Below are 13,079 nucleotides of genomic sequence, written 5' to 3'. Positions count from 1 at the left end.
TATGGAATTAAAAATTGTCACAAGCGAAACTCAAGAGATAAGAGCATGCGCCCGGTGCATGCGAAAGCCCCGTCCCGTTGCGTTTTCCTCATATTTTCCATGCGTTTCCTGCAAGCCAGCCGCAGGCCCGCATGACGCCTGGTTTATGTCTTCTGGTTACTAAAAAATGAAGTTTTGATCTTTGTAGGTTCTAACCGGACCTGCCTAGCTTCTGGCCCATAGCGCCGGCCATCGCCGGTGGCAGCCTGCCAAGGAGCCTTGCCATGAAAACCGCCTTCCGCCATCTGCTCAGCCCGTTGCTCGCCGCCGTGTTGAGCGCCATGCCCGTGGCAGCCCATGCCGCCCAGCCGGATGTGATCCGCATCGCCGTGCCCGACCTCAGCGCCGGCAGCAAGCCCAGCGCCGGCGGCGTGGTGGATGTGCTTCGCGACCAGCAACTGCTGGAGAAAGAGTTCGCCAAGGACGGCATCCGTATCGACTGGCGCTTCTTCAAGGGCGCCGGCCCCGTGGTCAACGAGGCCCTGGCCAACGGCCAGGCGGACTTCGCCTACCTGGGCGACCTGGCCGCGATCATCGGCAAGGCCAACGGCCTCGACACCCGTGTGCTGTCGGCCGGGGTGCGTGGGGTGAAGAGCTACCTCGGCGTGGTGCCGGGCTCGGGCATCCACAGCCTGCAGGACCTCAAGGGCAAGCGCGTGGCGGTGTTCCGCGGCACCGCCAACCAGCTGTCGTTCGCCAGCGCCCTGGCCAGCCAGGGGCTGTCCGAACGTGAGCTGAAAGTCATCAACCTCGATTTCAACGCGGCCAACGCCGCCCTGGCCGCCAAGCAGATCGACGCCACCTGGGGCCTGTCCAACCTGCTGTCGCTGCGCGAGCGCGGGCTGGTCGAGCTGCCGGTCAACTCCCGGGACCTCAAGGGCGCCGGTAGCACCCAGGCGGTGCTGCTCGGTACCGGCGAGTTCATCCGCCAGCACCCCGACTTGGTGCAGCGCGTGGTCAACGCCCAGGAGCAGGCGGTGAAGTGGCTGCGCGACGAACGCAACCGCGAAGCCTATGTGGATCTGGTGGCGAACACGGCCAACTGGCCGAAGGCGATCCTGCGCGACGACCTTGCCCAGGAGAACCTTGCCAACTACTTCGACCCACGCCTGGATGCCGGTTTCGTTGGCCTGCTGCAACAGGGCGTGGACCTGGCCGTCCAAGAGCGCCTGATCCGCCGCGGCTTCCAGGTGGCCGACTGGATCGAACCGCGTTTCATCGATGCCGCCCAGCGCCAGGACCAGGTCGTCCAGGCCGCTCGCTGACCCGACAACAACCCTTAGGAGCACGACCATGAGCAACGCCGCACTGGCCACCGCGCCGCAAACCCTCGAACTCGACATCCACCCCGTTGCCGGGCGCATCGGCGCCGAGATCCGTGGCATCAAGCTGTCCGCCGACCTCGATCCGGCCACCATCGATGCCATCCAGGCGGCGTTGGTGCGCCACAAGGTGATCTTCTTCCGGGCCCAGGAGCACCTGGACGACGTGGGCCAGGAGGCCTTCGCCCAGTTGCTCGGCGAGCCGATCGCCCACCCCACGGTGCCGGTGGTCGATGGCACCAGCTACCTGCTGCAGCTCGATGGCGCCGAGGGGCAGCGGGCCAACTCCTGGCACACCGACGTGACCTTCGTCGACGCCTACCCCAAGGCCTCGATCCTGCGCAGCGTGGTGGCCCCGGCTGCCGGTGGCGACACGGTGTGGGCCAACACCGCCGCGGCCTACCAGGAGCTGCCCGAGCCGCTGCGCGAACTGGCCGACAAGCTGTGGGCGGTGCACAGCAACGAGTACGACTATGCCAGCGTGAAGCCGGATGTCGATCCGGCGAAGCTTGAGCGCTACCGCAAGGTGTTCACCTCGACGGTGTACGAGACCGAGCACCCGGTGGTGCGGGTGCATCCGATCAGCGGCGAGCGGGCGTTGCAGCTGGGGCATTTCGTCAAGCGCATCAAGGGTTACTCGCTGGCGGACTCGCAGCATCTGTTCGCGCTGCTGCAGGGGCATGTGACACGCCTGGAAAACACCGTGCGCTGGCGCTGGCAGGCGGGGGACGTGGCGATCTGGGACAACCGCGCGACGCAGCACTATGCGGTGGATGACTACGGTACCCAGCCGCGCATCGTGCGCCGCGTGACCCTGGCTGGCGAGGTGCCGGTGGGGGTGGATGGGCAACTGAGCCGGACCACGCGCAAGGGCTGAGATCGTTGGGGCCGCTTTGCGGCCCTTTCGCGGCACGAGGCCGCTCCTACAGGAGATCTTGTTCCCCTGTAGGAGCGGCCTTGCGCCGCGAAAGGGCTGCGCAGCAGCCCCTATCCGCTACAACTCGGTATCACAGGCCACCAACTGCCTCACCAACCCCTGCGCCAGTGCCGACAACCCATACCCCACCCGGCTCACCACCCCATAACGGGTGTAGAACGCCTCTTCCTGCTCCGGCGCCAGGTCCACCAGCTTGAGGGCCACCAGGCCGTCATAGGGCCGCAGGTTCGCACTGCAGGCGATGCCGATGGTGTCCGAATGCAGCACAACATTGAGCAGCGCATAGCCATGCTCGCACTCCACGCTGGGCAGAAAATCCTGCCGCCCGCTCAGGTCGCTGAGGATCTTGCGGATGTTCGGCGGGCGAAAGGTGGTGGCCAGCGGGTAATCGAACAGGTCCCGCGCCCTGACCTCGTCCAGCTCGGTCAATGGATGCCCCCGGCGGCAGCAGAAGTGCCAGCGCTGTGGCTTGAGCTTGTGCACCTGGTAGTCCGGGTCGGCCTCGAACTGGCGGGTATCGGCGACGAAGAATTCGATCTCCTCGGCGATCAGCCGCCGGTTCAGTGCCTGCCAGTTGTCCACCTGGAAGCAGGTACGCGCCGCCGGGTATTCGGCAACGAACCGCGCCACCGCCCGCGGCACCAGCCCGCCGGCGGGCGCCGGCCCCGAGCCGAAGCGCACCACGCCAGTGGTGGCGCCATTGAACTGGTTGATCTCGTTGACCAGGTTGTGCGCCCCGTGCACCAGCCGCCGCGAATGCTCCAGCACCAGCAGGCCCTGGCGGGTCGGCGCCAGTTCCTTGCTGGCGCGGTCGACCAGGCGGCAGCCGACGTTGTGTTCCAGCGTCTGGATGCTGCGGCTGAAGGCCGATTGCGAGAGGTTCACCGCCGCCGCCGCGGCTACGAAGCTGCGGTGCTCGACAAGGGCGATGAAGTGGCGGAGCTGGCGCAGGTCGATATGCATTTTCTACATGGAAACTTTCGGTGGAATGCAATTGCTGGGAAGGGTTGGGAACCTTATAAAGGGAGTCACTTATTCCACAAAATATGAAATACAAATATTTATATTTCCTAAAAGAATATAAGCCAGCCTGACCGCGATTCGGTTCCGCCAACGGAAATGCTCGCCTGGGCCCTTGCCTCAAGGAGCATCTGCATGTCCCGACTTTCCCGTTGGCCCGCGCGCGCCTCGTTGTTCGTCCTACAACCCCTGGCTGCCGGGATGCTGCTGGGCGCCGCCGGCGGCAGCTTCGCCGACGAGCCCAGCCCCGCACCGGCCGTGGAGCAGGAAGCCAAGCTCGGCACCGTCACCGTCAATGCCCGGCGCCGTGAGGAGACCGCCCAGAGCGTGCCCACGCCGATCAGCGTGCTGGGCAGCGAAACCCTGGAGACCCAGCGCATCTACCGCGTGCAGGACCTGCAACAGCTGGTGCCGAGTACCAACGTCGCCTATGTCCACGCCCGACAGTCGAGCATTTCCATTCGCGGCCTGGGCAACAACCCGGCCAGTGATGGCCTGGAAGGCAGCGTTGGCGTGTACCTGGATAACGTCTACCTGGGGCGCCCGGGCATGGCGGTGTTCGACCTGCTCGATGTCGAGCAGCTGGAGGTGCTGCGCGGACCGCAGGGCACGCTGTTCGGCAAGAACACCACCGCCGGGGTGCTCAACATCACCACGCGCAAGCCGACCTTCCACCAGGAAGGCAGCGTGCAGTCGTCGTTGGGCGAGGATGGCTACTGGCAGACCCAGGGCAGCTTCTCCGGCCCTCTGACCGACACCCTCGCCGGGCGCATCAGCGCCTACCACACCGAGGACGACGGCTATGTTAAGAACATCTACAACGGCCACGACCTCAATGGCGGCAAGCGCCAGGGCTTTCGCACCCAGTTGCTGTTCAAGCCCAGCGAAACCTTCAACCTGCGCTGGATCGGCGAGTACAACGAAGAAGACTCCGATAACGGCATCCTCAGCCTGTACAGCACCGGCCCGACCATCAATGGCGTGAACCGCTACGAAAGCCTGGCCGCCCAGGCCGGCGCCACCCTGGTGTCGGGCAAGGACCGCAAGGTCAACTTCGACGCCGACCAGATGGTCAAGGTGTTCCAGGGCGGCACCTCGGTGGAGGCCAACTGGACCCTGCCCAACGACTTCACCTTCACCTCGATCAGCGCCTACCGCTGGTGGGATTTCACCCCGCGCAACGACGACGGTCTCAACGTGCCGGTGTTCTACAGTGCCGGGGTTTCGGTGCGGGACAAGCAGTACTCGCAGGAGATTCGGCTGGCCTCACCCACCGGCGGCTTCTTCGACTACGTACTGGGTGCGTACTACTTCAAGCAGGACCTGGACAATAAATCGTTCACTTACTACGGGCCGCAGGCCGATGTCTGGAACCTGACCCCGGCCGGCGCCCTGGCCAACGTGAACACCATCGGCAATGGCCACATCGACACCGACAGCTACGCCCTGTTCGCCCAGGGTACCTGGCACCTGACCGAACGCCTGGACTTCACCGCCGGGGTGCGTGGCACCTACGAGGAGAAAAGCGCCTGGGTGACCCGCGATGCGCCGTCCGGTGGCGCGCCCGTCACCGGTGCGGCGGCCGCCGCCCGTCAGGGCCGGGTGGGCGCCTACGATTCAGGTGACCTCAACCAGTACAGCTTCTCACCTTCCGGGCTGCTCAGCCTGAGCTACCGCTTCAGCGACGACGTGCTGGGCTATGCCAGCCTGTCCCACGGCGAGAAGTCCGGGGGTGTCAACCTGACCGTCGGTGCCGCCCCACGCTTGGGCACCGATTCGCTGCTGGTGGGTACCGAGCGGGCCAACAACGCCGAACTCGGGCTCAAGAGCACCCTGTTCGACAACCGCCTGCAACTGAACACCAACTTGTTCTGGACTGAAGTTCACGGCTACCAGGCCAACGTCTACGACGAAGCCAACCGTGTGCAGTACCTGGCCAACGCCGGTAGCGTGCGTTCTCGCGGCCTGGAGTTCGAAGCCACGGCCCTGCCGATCCGAGGCCTGACGCTGAACTTCAACGGCTCATGGAACGACGTGCGCTACACCGACTACAAGGACGCGCCGTGCCCGCCCGAGGTAAGCCTGGCCAACCCCGCCGCCACCTGCGACCTGTCCGGCCACCAGGTGGTCGGTGCCTCCAAGTACATCGCCAACCTCAATGGCCAGTACAAATGGCAGCTCAGCGAGCGCATCGAGCCCTACGTCACCGCCAGCTACGCGTTCCGCTCCAAGGCCGTCGGTACCATCGATGACTCCGACTACGGCCAGATCCCCAGCTACGGCATCGTCAACCTGTCCACCGGCGTGCGCCTGGACCAGGGCGACGGCGTGCTCGACCTGTCGCTGTGGGTGAAGAACGCCGGCGACAAGACCTACTTCACCAGCCTGTGGAACTCCGCCAACGGCGGCTATGCCGGCGTGCTGGGCACCCCGCGCACCGTGGGTGCCACCGCCCGTTACGACTTCTGAGCACAAGGAGCTTTGCCATGAATGCCAAGACCCAACCGCACGACCTGCCCGAAGGCGCCTGCCTCACCGCCAAGGTGCCCGACCGCGACCAAGCCCTGCTCGGTGACGTGGTGGTCAACCCGTACCGCCTGGCGCCGCTGACCGCGATCATCCGTGACGGCGGACGCACCCTGAGCGCCGCCCATGTGCGGGTGCTGGGCCGCGGCGAGCGCGGTGTCGATATCGTCTACGACGTGTCCGACCGTTCGCTGTGGACCTACGGCGGCATCCCGGTGTTCGGCCTGTACCCCGACCACGTCAACCAGGTCGAGGTGAGCTACAAGCTCGATGGCGAACGCATCCGCGAGCGTTACCAAATCTACGCCCCGGCGGTGCGCCTGCCGGTAGTGGCGAACCAGACCGCCGCGCTGCCCGAGGTGGAGCCGGTCAAGGTCGCGCCCGGTTTCGAGCAGCGCCTGTACCTGTTCAACCACCTGCTGGCCGAGATCCCCGGCGGGCGTGCCTTCAAGTGGAACGGCCTGGGCGGCGCCGCCGAATGGGACTCGGTGGGCAACAACTGGATCGCCGACAGCAACGGTGACGTGCGCTGGTACCTGGACATCGAGCAGATCCACGACTCCAACCACCGCGACGGCCTGGGCGGCACCATGGGTTTCCACCAGACCCGCGACGGCAAGCTGATCTGGGGCCAGGGCCAGACCTACTCCAAGTACGACCTGCTGGGGCGCAAGGTGTGGCAGCGCAACCTGCCGGACAAGTTCGCCGACTTCTCCCACGAGATCCGCGAGACGGTGAACGGCAGCTACCTGCTTCGGGTCGGCACCAGCGACTACCGCCGCCCGGACGCCAAGCGCGTGCGCTCGATCCGCGACCATATCATCGAGGTCAACGAGGCCGGCGATGTGCTGGACTTCTGGGACCTGAACCAGATCCTCGACCCGTACCGCGGCGAGTTGCTGGAAACCCTGGGCAAGGCCGCGATCCAGCTGCCGGACGGTGTGCAAAAACAGGATGACCGGCTGGCCAACGAATTGGCCGAAGGCGACCTGCCGTTCGGCGACACTCCCGGCGTCGGTACCGGGCGCAACTGGGCCCACGTCAATGCCATCGACTACGATGCCGATGACGACAGCATCATCGTTTCAGCACGGCACCAGGGCGTGGTGAAGATCGGCCGCGACAAGCAGGTGAAGTGGATTCTCGCCGCGCCGCAAGGCTGGCCGGCACGTTTGCAGGACAAAGTTCTCAAACCGGTGGGCGAGGGTTTCGAATGGTCCTGGACCCAGCACACTGCCTGGCTGACCGGGCGCGGCACGCTGACCGTGTTCGACAACGGCTGGGGCCGCGACTTCGGGCCGACGAAACTGAGCGGAAACTACAGCCGGGCGGTGGAGTACCGCATCGACGAGGCCAAGGGCACGGTCGAGCAGGTGTGGCAGTACGGCAAGGAGCGCGGTGACGAGTGGTATAGCCCGATCACCTCGGTGGTGGCGTACCGGGCGGATACCGATACCCAGTTCATCTACTCGGCATCGGTGAATTTCCTGACGCCCGAGAAGCTGACGACCAGCGTGCTCAATGAAGTGCGTCGCGGCACCCAGGAGGTGGCGGTGGAGCTGAAAGTGCACAGTCGCCAGCCGGGCAGCGTGGGCTATCGGGCGCTGGTGATCGATCTCGACAAGGCGTTCTGATGGACTAACCTCCCAGGACCCTATCGCGGGGCAAGCCCGCTCCCACGCCGTCCGTGCAAAGACTGCGTGGGAGCGGGCTTGCCCCGCGATGCATTTCCACTGATCTGAATTCCGACCATTCGTTCTTTTTTTCGAACAGCCTATTGTCCAACACCCCAACCCCCGCTTAGCATTCCGTTTGAGATTTCAAACGCTCGGCACCCAGGCGTCGAACACCCTGGTGCACGAATTTGTGACGGCCGCCCCCGCTCGGGGGCGCCTTTTCAACAATCAATAATTCGCAGTAAAGGGAAGCCGACATGCAGCTCAAAGACGCTCAGTTGTTCCGCCAGCAGGCCTTCATCAACGGTGAATGGCTGGATGCGGACAGCGGTCAGACCATCAAGGTGACCAACCCGGCCACCGGTGAGGTGATCGGTACCGTGCCGAAGATGGGCGCCGCCGAGACCCGCCGCGCCATCGAGGCCGCCGACAAGGCGCTGCCGGCCTGGCGCGCACTGACTGCCAAGGAGCGTGCTGGCAAGCTGCGTCGCTGGTTCGAGCTGATGATCGAGCACCAGGACGACCTGGCCCGCCTGATGACCACCGAGCAGGGCAAGCCACTGGCTGAAGCCAAGGGCGAGATCGCCTATGCCGCCTCGTTCATCGAGTGGTTCGCCGAGGAAGCCAAGCGCGTGTACGGCGACGTCATCCCTGGCCACCAGCCGGACAAGCGCCTGATCGTCATCAAGCAGCCGATCGGTGTCACCGCCGCCATCACCCCGTGGAACTTCCCGGCCGCGATGATCACCCGTAAAGCCGGCCCGGCCCTGGCCGCCGGTTGCACCATGGTGCTCAAGCCCGCTTCGCAGACCCCGTACTCCGCCCTGGCCCTGGTCGAGCTGGCTACCCGTGCCGGCATCCCGGCCGGTGTGCTGAGCGTGATCACCGGCAGCGCCGGCGAAGTCGGCTCCGAGCTGACCGGCAACTCCCTGGTGCGCAAGCTGTCCTTCACCGGCTCCACCGAAATCGGCCGCCAGCTGATGGAAGAATGCGCCAAGGACATCAAGAAGGTTTCCCTGGAGCTGGGCGGCAACGCTCCGTTCATCGTGTTCGACGACGCCGACCTGGACAAGGCGGTCGAAGGCGCGATCATCTCCAAGTACCGTAACAACGGCCAGACCTGCGTCTGTGCCAACCGCATCTACGTGCAGGACGGTGTCTACGACGCGTTTGCCGAGAAGCTGAAAGCCGCCGTGGCCAAGCTGAAGATCGGCAACGGCCTGGAAGAAGGCACCACCACTGGTCCGCTGATCGACGGCAAGGCTGTCGCCAAGGTCCAGGAGCACATCGAGGACGCCGTCGCCAAGGGCGCCAAGGTGCTGTCCGGCGGCAAGATCATCGAAGGCAACTTCTTCGAGCCGACCATCCTGGTCGACGTGCCGAAAACCGCCGCCGTCGCCAAGGAAGAGACCTTCGGCCCGCTGGCGCCGCTGTTCCGCTTCAAGGACGAGGCCGAAGTCATCGCCATGTCCAACGACACCGAATTCGGCCTGGCCTCGTACTTCTACGCCCGCGACATGAGCCGCGTGTTCCGCGTCGCCGAGGCCCTGGAATACGGCATGGTGGGTATCAACACCGGCCTGATCTCCAACGAAGTGGCGCCGTTCGGCGGCATCAAGGCTTCGGGCCTGGGCCGTGAAGGCTCCAAGTACGGTATCGAGGACTACCTCGAAATCAAATACCTGTGCATCAGCGTCTGATCGCCAGGTAAACGCTTTTACCTCTGCCAGCGGGGCGCGAGAGCGACGTCTCGCTGGCCTTTTTGACATAGCGGTACCTGGTGGCCAGGGCATGTGTGGCAGTCGATCAACGAATACTGTGCACGCCTGCATCCAGCCACCCCCGAATAAAAGCGCCGCAGAACCGGCGCAATTGAGGGCACTATGAGCAAGACCAACGAATCCCTGATGCAACGCCGTGTAGCCGCCGTCCCACGTGGCGTCGGCCAGATCCACCCGATCTTCGTCGATACCGCGAAGAACTCGACGGTGATCGACGTCGAAGGCCGCGAACTGATCGACTTCGCCGGCGGCATCGCGGTACTGAACACCGGCCACCTGCACCCGAAAGTGGTAGCCGCCGTGCAAGAGCAGCTGACCAAGGTCAGCCACACCTGCTTCCAGGTGCTGGCCTACGAGCCCTACGTCGAGCTGTGCGAGAAGATCAACAAGCTGGTCCCAGGCAACTTCGACAAGAAGACCCTGCTGGTCACCACTGGCTCCGAAGCCGTTGAAAACGCCGTGAAGATCGCCCGTGCCGCCACCGGCCGTGCCGGCGTGATCGCCTTCACCGGCGGCTACCACGGCCGCACCATGATGACCCTGGGCCTGACCGGCAAGGTTGTGCCGTACTCCGCTGGCATGGGCCTGATGCCAGGCGGCATCTTCCGCGCCCTGTTCCCGAGCGAACTGCACGGTATCAGCGTCGACGACGCCATCGCCTCGGTCGAGCGCATCTTCAAGAACGACGCCGAGCCGCGTGATATCGCCGCGATCATCCTCGAGCCGGTACAAGGCGAAGGCGGCTTCCTGCCAGCGCCGAAAGAGCTGATGCAGCGCCTGCGCGCGCTGTGCGACCAGCACGGCATCCTGCTGATCGCCGACGAAGTGCAGACCGGCGCCGGCCGTACCGGTACCTTCTTCGCCATGGAACAGATGGGCGTCGCGCCTGACCTGACCACCTTCGCCAAGTCGATCGCCGGCGGCTTCCCGCTGGCCGGTGTGTGCGGCAAGGCCGAGTACATGGACGCCATCGCCCCGGGCGGCCTGGGCGGCACCTATGCCGGTTCGCCGATCGCCTGCGCCGCGGCCCTGGCCGTGATCGAAGTGTTCGAGGAAGAGAAACTGCTGGATCGCAGCAAGGCTGTCGGCGAGCGCCTGACCGCCGGCCTGCGTGAAATCCAGAAGAAGCATTCGATCATCGGCGATGTCCGTGGTCTGGGCTCGATGATCGCCGTGGAGGTCTTCGAGAAAGGCACCCACACCCCGAACGCCGCCGCCGTTGCCCAGGTGGTCGCCAAGGCTCGCGACAAGGGCCTGATCTTGCTGTCTTGCGGCACCTACGGCAACGTCCTGCGGATCCTGGTTCCGCTGACCGCCGAAGACGCGCTGCTGGACAAAGGCCTGGCCATCATCGAAGAGTGCTTCGCCGAACTGGCCTGAAAAATGTGACACGCTTCAGAAAAAAGCCCGCCTCGGCGGGTTTTTTTTGTGCCGTTGGCCGGCATCAGGCGCTAAGGTTGTACGAGGATTCCGTGGAAGCTGCGATGGATCGCGCGTCATAGCCTGGAGAATAGCCCATGAGCGCTGTCGACCCCGTCCCCCCCTGCGTGCTGATTGCCGAAGGCGATCCCTGGGTGCGCGACATGCTCAGCGAAATGCTGCTCAGCGTGCGCTGCGACGCCCGCCTGCAGGTCTGCGCCGATGGTTCCGAGGCGCTGAGCGCGTTGGCGGCCAAGCCTGACCTGATCATCGCCGCCCGCGAACTCTCCGGGCTCGACGGCCTCGATCTGCTGCGCAAGGTGCGCGCCAAGGGCGACAAGCCCGGTTTGCCGTTCATCCTGATGAGTGACCGCACCGATAGCGCCAGTGTGCGCGAGGCGCTGCCGTTGCACCCGACCGCCTACCTGAGCAAGCCACTCGACCTGGACAATCTGCGCAAGCGCCTGGAAAACCTGCTGCTGGCGGTGGGTGAGCAGATCGCCTGCCCGGTACCGCCGTTGCAGCCGGGCGCGCAACTGCCGGCCTACCTGGAACAGCGCCGGGCCAGCGCCGATGGCGGCCCGCTGTTCGCCGATGTGCAATTGGCGGTCAAGCGTGCCCTCAACCCTCACGGCCTCAACCTCAAGGTGCTTGAGGAAGAGGTGCGCAACGACCCGCAGATCACCGGCGTGCTCATCGCCGCCGCCAACAGTGCCGCCCTGCACCGCGAAGCGCCGGTACAGACCCTGCTGCAGGCACTGAACAAGCTCGGCAGCACCCAGAGCATGAACCTTATCCTCGGCCTCACGCTCAAGCGCAGCGCCCGTTTGACCGACCCGCTGCTGGCGCGGCACGCCACCCATTACTGGAACCTTTCGCTGCACACCGCCGAGTACGGCCGCACCCTGGCGCGCATGCTCGAGGTGGACGAAGCACGCTGTTACTGCGCGGGGCTGCTGCACTGCCTGGGTGACCTGGCGGTGCTGCGTACCCTGCAGGAGTGGCGCCTGGCCGGTGGCGAGCTGGACGAGGACCAGGTGGAGCTGTCGCTCAACGAGTTCGGCGCGCCGTTCGGCTCGGCGCTGCGCACCCGCTGGCGCCTGCCGCTGGACCTGCGCGAGCTGATCGCCGCGGTGTACCAGCTGGGCGGCGGCGTCTATTCCCGGGAGATCCTGGCGATGAACCTGGCTGGACAGCTGTCGCGGCTCAAGCCCAGCGAAGGGCTGGAGAAGGTCGCCAGCAGCAAGACCGCGCGCCTGCTCAAACTTGGGTTGCCGGAGCTGTCACGGCTGCGCAAGGTGGACCCTGAGGCGCTGGCGCGGGAGGAGGCCGAGCGTCTGGCGGCGGAAGCTGCTGCCAGCGAGCCGGAGGTTGCCCCGATCATTGCGTCGGCTACCGATGCAGGCCCGGCCGAGGGCGAGGAGCGCCAGGCCTGATCGGCGCATCGCCGGGGTTGTATCAGGCTTGGGACCCTTCCTACAGATATTGCGGACGACTGTTCGTATCCAGAGAAGTCCTCCAGGCGTAGCTTTCCCTCCACTCCATCAGCGGAATGGCAGGAAGGTTGCGGCTGAAGATGAGCACGTACAGACATCGTGGTCTGCGCTATCAGGTCTATCGATCGCAAGCGCGGAAGCTTGCCCAGGAAGCATTCTGCAGGAGTCAACGTCTGCTCAGTCCCGGGTTTGACGTCGACAAGGTGTGTTTCGAGCCCTTAGGTCACAGGGCTGTCGAGGCTTTTCAGCGCTGGGGCGAGCAGACTCACCACTTTCCTTGGGAAGAGGTGCCGCGATGGACGGACTGCGATCTTAAAGGTTTCGACCTGTCGTTGTGGTCAGAACGAGAGCTCTGCGGTCTTTGCTATGCCAGTCCCCGGCAAAGCAGGCGCTGCATCAAGATTATCCTGCTGGAGGGCAATCCCGGGCCGGGTAACCCATTGAGGGGGCTCGTGGCGTCACTGTCGCTGCTGGCGGTTGCGGAGTACGCAAGGATGCTCAAGTACTCGCGAATCGAAGTTCAACAGCCCGACCCAGGGGCTGAACCCCTGTATCAGTCGCTTGGTTTCGTTCGCGATTCGGCCGGGAGTCTCGTGATCCCCGTTGCGGCTATGAGCCAGCAACGTACTTTCCACATATCGGAGGTACCAATGAGCTATTCGAACGATTCCAGGAAGGCTGCATTGATCAAACGCTACACAGCCCAAGCCATCGCTCTGGCGGGTGAAATCACCGATCAGCAATGGCATTTTCTTGAAGTCGGGTTCAAGGAGGGTCTGGAAAAAGAGCCTGAGGGGAAGTTGGCTGGGCCACGTAGCGGGCCGATCGATTACGAGTGGAGTACCGCAGCCGTGAAGTGATCC

9 protein-coding genes are annotated in these 13,079 nt (G+C 64.8%); 8 read left to right on the top strand and 1 reads right to left on the bottom strand.

Translation table 11 applies throughout. From position 1 onward, the window contains the following. Positions 1-263 precede the first annotated feature (263 nt). Both ACZ899_RS18595 and ACZ899_RS18590 read left to right on the top strand, forming a co-directional pair. Positions 264-1,304, top strand: a complete 1,041-nt coding sequence (locus ACZ899_RS18595; protein WP_234562465.1) for an ABC transporter substrate-binding protein — start codon at positions 264-266, stop codon at positions 1,302-1,304. Positions 1,305-1,332: 28 nt separating this feature from the next. Further along, a complete protein-coding gene (locus ACZ899_RS18590; RefSeq protein WP_062359903.1) occupies positions 1,333-2,238 on the top strand; it encodes a TauD/TfdA dioxygenase family protein in 906 nt (301 codons plus the stop codon). 117 nt (positions 2,239-2,355) lie between these two features. Here the strand turns inward: ACZ899_RS18590 and ACZ899_RS18585 are convergent, their stop codons facing one another. Then, positions 2,356-3,261, bottom strand: a complete 906-nt coding sequence (locus ACZ899_RS18585; protein ID WP_203648901.1) for a LysR family transcriptional regulator — start codon at positions 3,259-3,261, stop codon at positions 2,356-2,358. Positions 3,262-3,453: 192 nt separating this feature from the next. On the opposite strand from ACZ899_RS18585, the gene ACZ899_RS18580 reads away from it, so the two are divergent. The 6 genes from ACZ899_RS18580 (at position 3,454) to ACZ899_RS18555 (ending at position 13,076) form a co-directional block, all read left to right on the top strand. Further along, on the top strand, positions 3,454-5,787 hold the full coding sequence (locus ACZ899_RS18580) for a TonB-dependent receptor (protein ID WP_234562464.1): 2,334 nt from the start codon (positions 3,454-3,456) through the stop codon (positions 5,785-5,787). Between the two features lie 17 nt (positions 5,788-5,804). Beyond that, positions 5,805-7,478 (top strand): aryl-sulfate sulfotransferase, encoded by a 1,674-nt coding sequence (locus ACZ899_RS18575; RefSeq protein WP_234562463.1) that lies wholly within the window; start codon positions 5,805-5,807, stop codon positions 7,476-7,478. Between the two features lie 299 nt (positions 7,479-7,777). Further along, positions 7,778-9,220 (top strand): NADP-dependent succinate-semialdehyde dehydrogenase, encoded by a 1,443-nt coding sequence (gabD, locus tag ACZ899_RS18570; RefSeq protein WP_028688580.1) that lies wholly within the window; start codon positions 7,778-7,780, stop codon positions 9,218-9,220. Positions 9,221-9,403: 183 nt separating this feature from the next. Next, positions 9,404-10,681 carry a 4-aminobutyrate--2-oxoglutarate transaminase gene (gene gabT / locus ACZ899_RS18565; protein WP_203648896.1) on the top strand — a complete coding sequence of 426 codons (1,278 nt, stop codon included), beginning with the start codon at positions 9,404-9,406 and terminating at the stop codon, positions 10,679-10,681. Positions 10,682-10,818: 137 nt separating this feature from the next. Then, positions 10,819-12,156 carry a response regulator gene (locus ACZ899_RS18560; protein WP_234562462.1) on the top strand — a complete coding sequence of 446 codons (1,338 nt, stop codon included), beginning with the start codon at positions 10,819-10,821 and terminating at the stop codon, positions 12,154-12,156. 140 nt (positions 12,157-12,296) lie between these two features. Next, on the top strand, positions 12,297-13,076 hold the full coding sequence (locus ACZ899_RS18555; protein WP_234562461.1) for a hypothetical protein: 780 nt from the start codon (positions 12,297-12,299) through the stop codon (positions 13,074-13,076). Positions 13,077-13,079: the final 3 nt, after the last annotated feature.

This window comes from Pseudomonas sp. TE31087 (assembly GCF_057284075.1).
Note: the sequence above shows the minus strand (reverse complement) of the source record. Positions and strands in the feature narration are given on the sequence as shown.

What these genes read in the sequence shown, in the direction of transcription:
- gabD (WP_028688580.1), top strand. Translation starts at nt 7,778, where the DNA reads ATGCAGCTCAAAGACGCTCAGTTGTTCCGCCAGCAGGCCTTCATCAAC.
- gabT (WP_203648896.1), top strand. Translation starts at nt 9,404, where the DNA reads ATGAGCAAGACCAACGAATCCCTGATGCAACGCCGTGTAGCCGCCGTC.
- ACZ899_RS18590 (WP_062359903.1), top strand. Translation starts at nt 1,333, where the DNA reads ATGAGCAACGCCGCACTGGCCACCGCGCCGCAAACCCTCGAACTCGAC.
- ACZ899_RS18560 (WP_234562462.1), top strand. Translation starts at nt 10,819, where the DNA reads ATGAGCGCTGTCGACCCCGTCCCCCCCTGCGTGCTGATTGCCGAAGGC.
- ACZ899_RS18585 (WP_203648901.1), bottom strand. Translation starts at nt 3,261, where the DNA reads ATGCATATCGACCTGCGCCAGCTCCGCCACTTCATCGCCCTTGTCGAG.
- ACZ899_RS18575 (WP_234562463.1), top strand. Translation starts at nt 5,805, where the DNA reads ATGAATGCCAAGACCCAACCGCACGACCTGCCCGAAGGCGCCTGCCTC.
- ACZ899_RS18595 (WP_234562465.1), top strand. Translation starts at nt 264, where the DNA reads ATGAAAACCGCCTTCCGCCATCTGCTCAGCCCGTTGCTCGCCGCCGTG.
- ACZ899_RS18580 (WP_234562464.1), top strand. Translation starts at nt 3,454, where the DNA reads ATGTCCCGACTTTCCCGTTGGCCCGCGCGCGCCTCGTTGTTCGTCCTA.
- ACZ899_RS18555 (WP_234562461.1), top strand. Translation starts at nt 12,297, where the DNA reads ATGAGCACGTACAGACATCGTGGTCTGCGCTATCAGGTCTATCGATCG.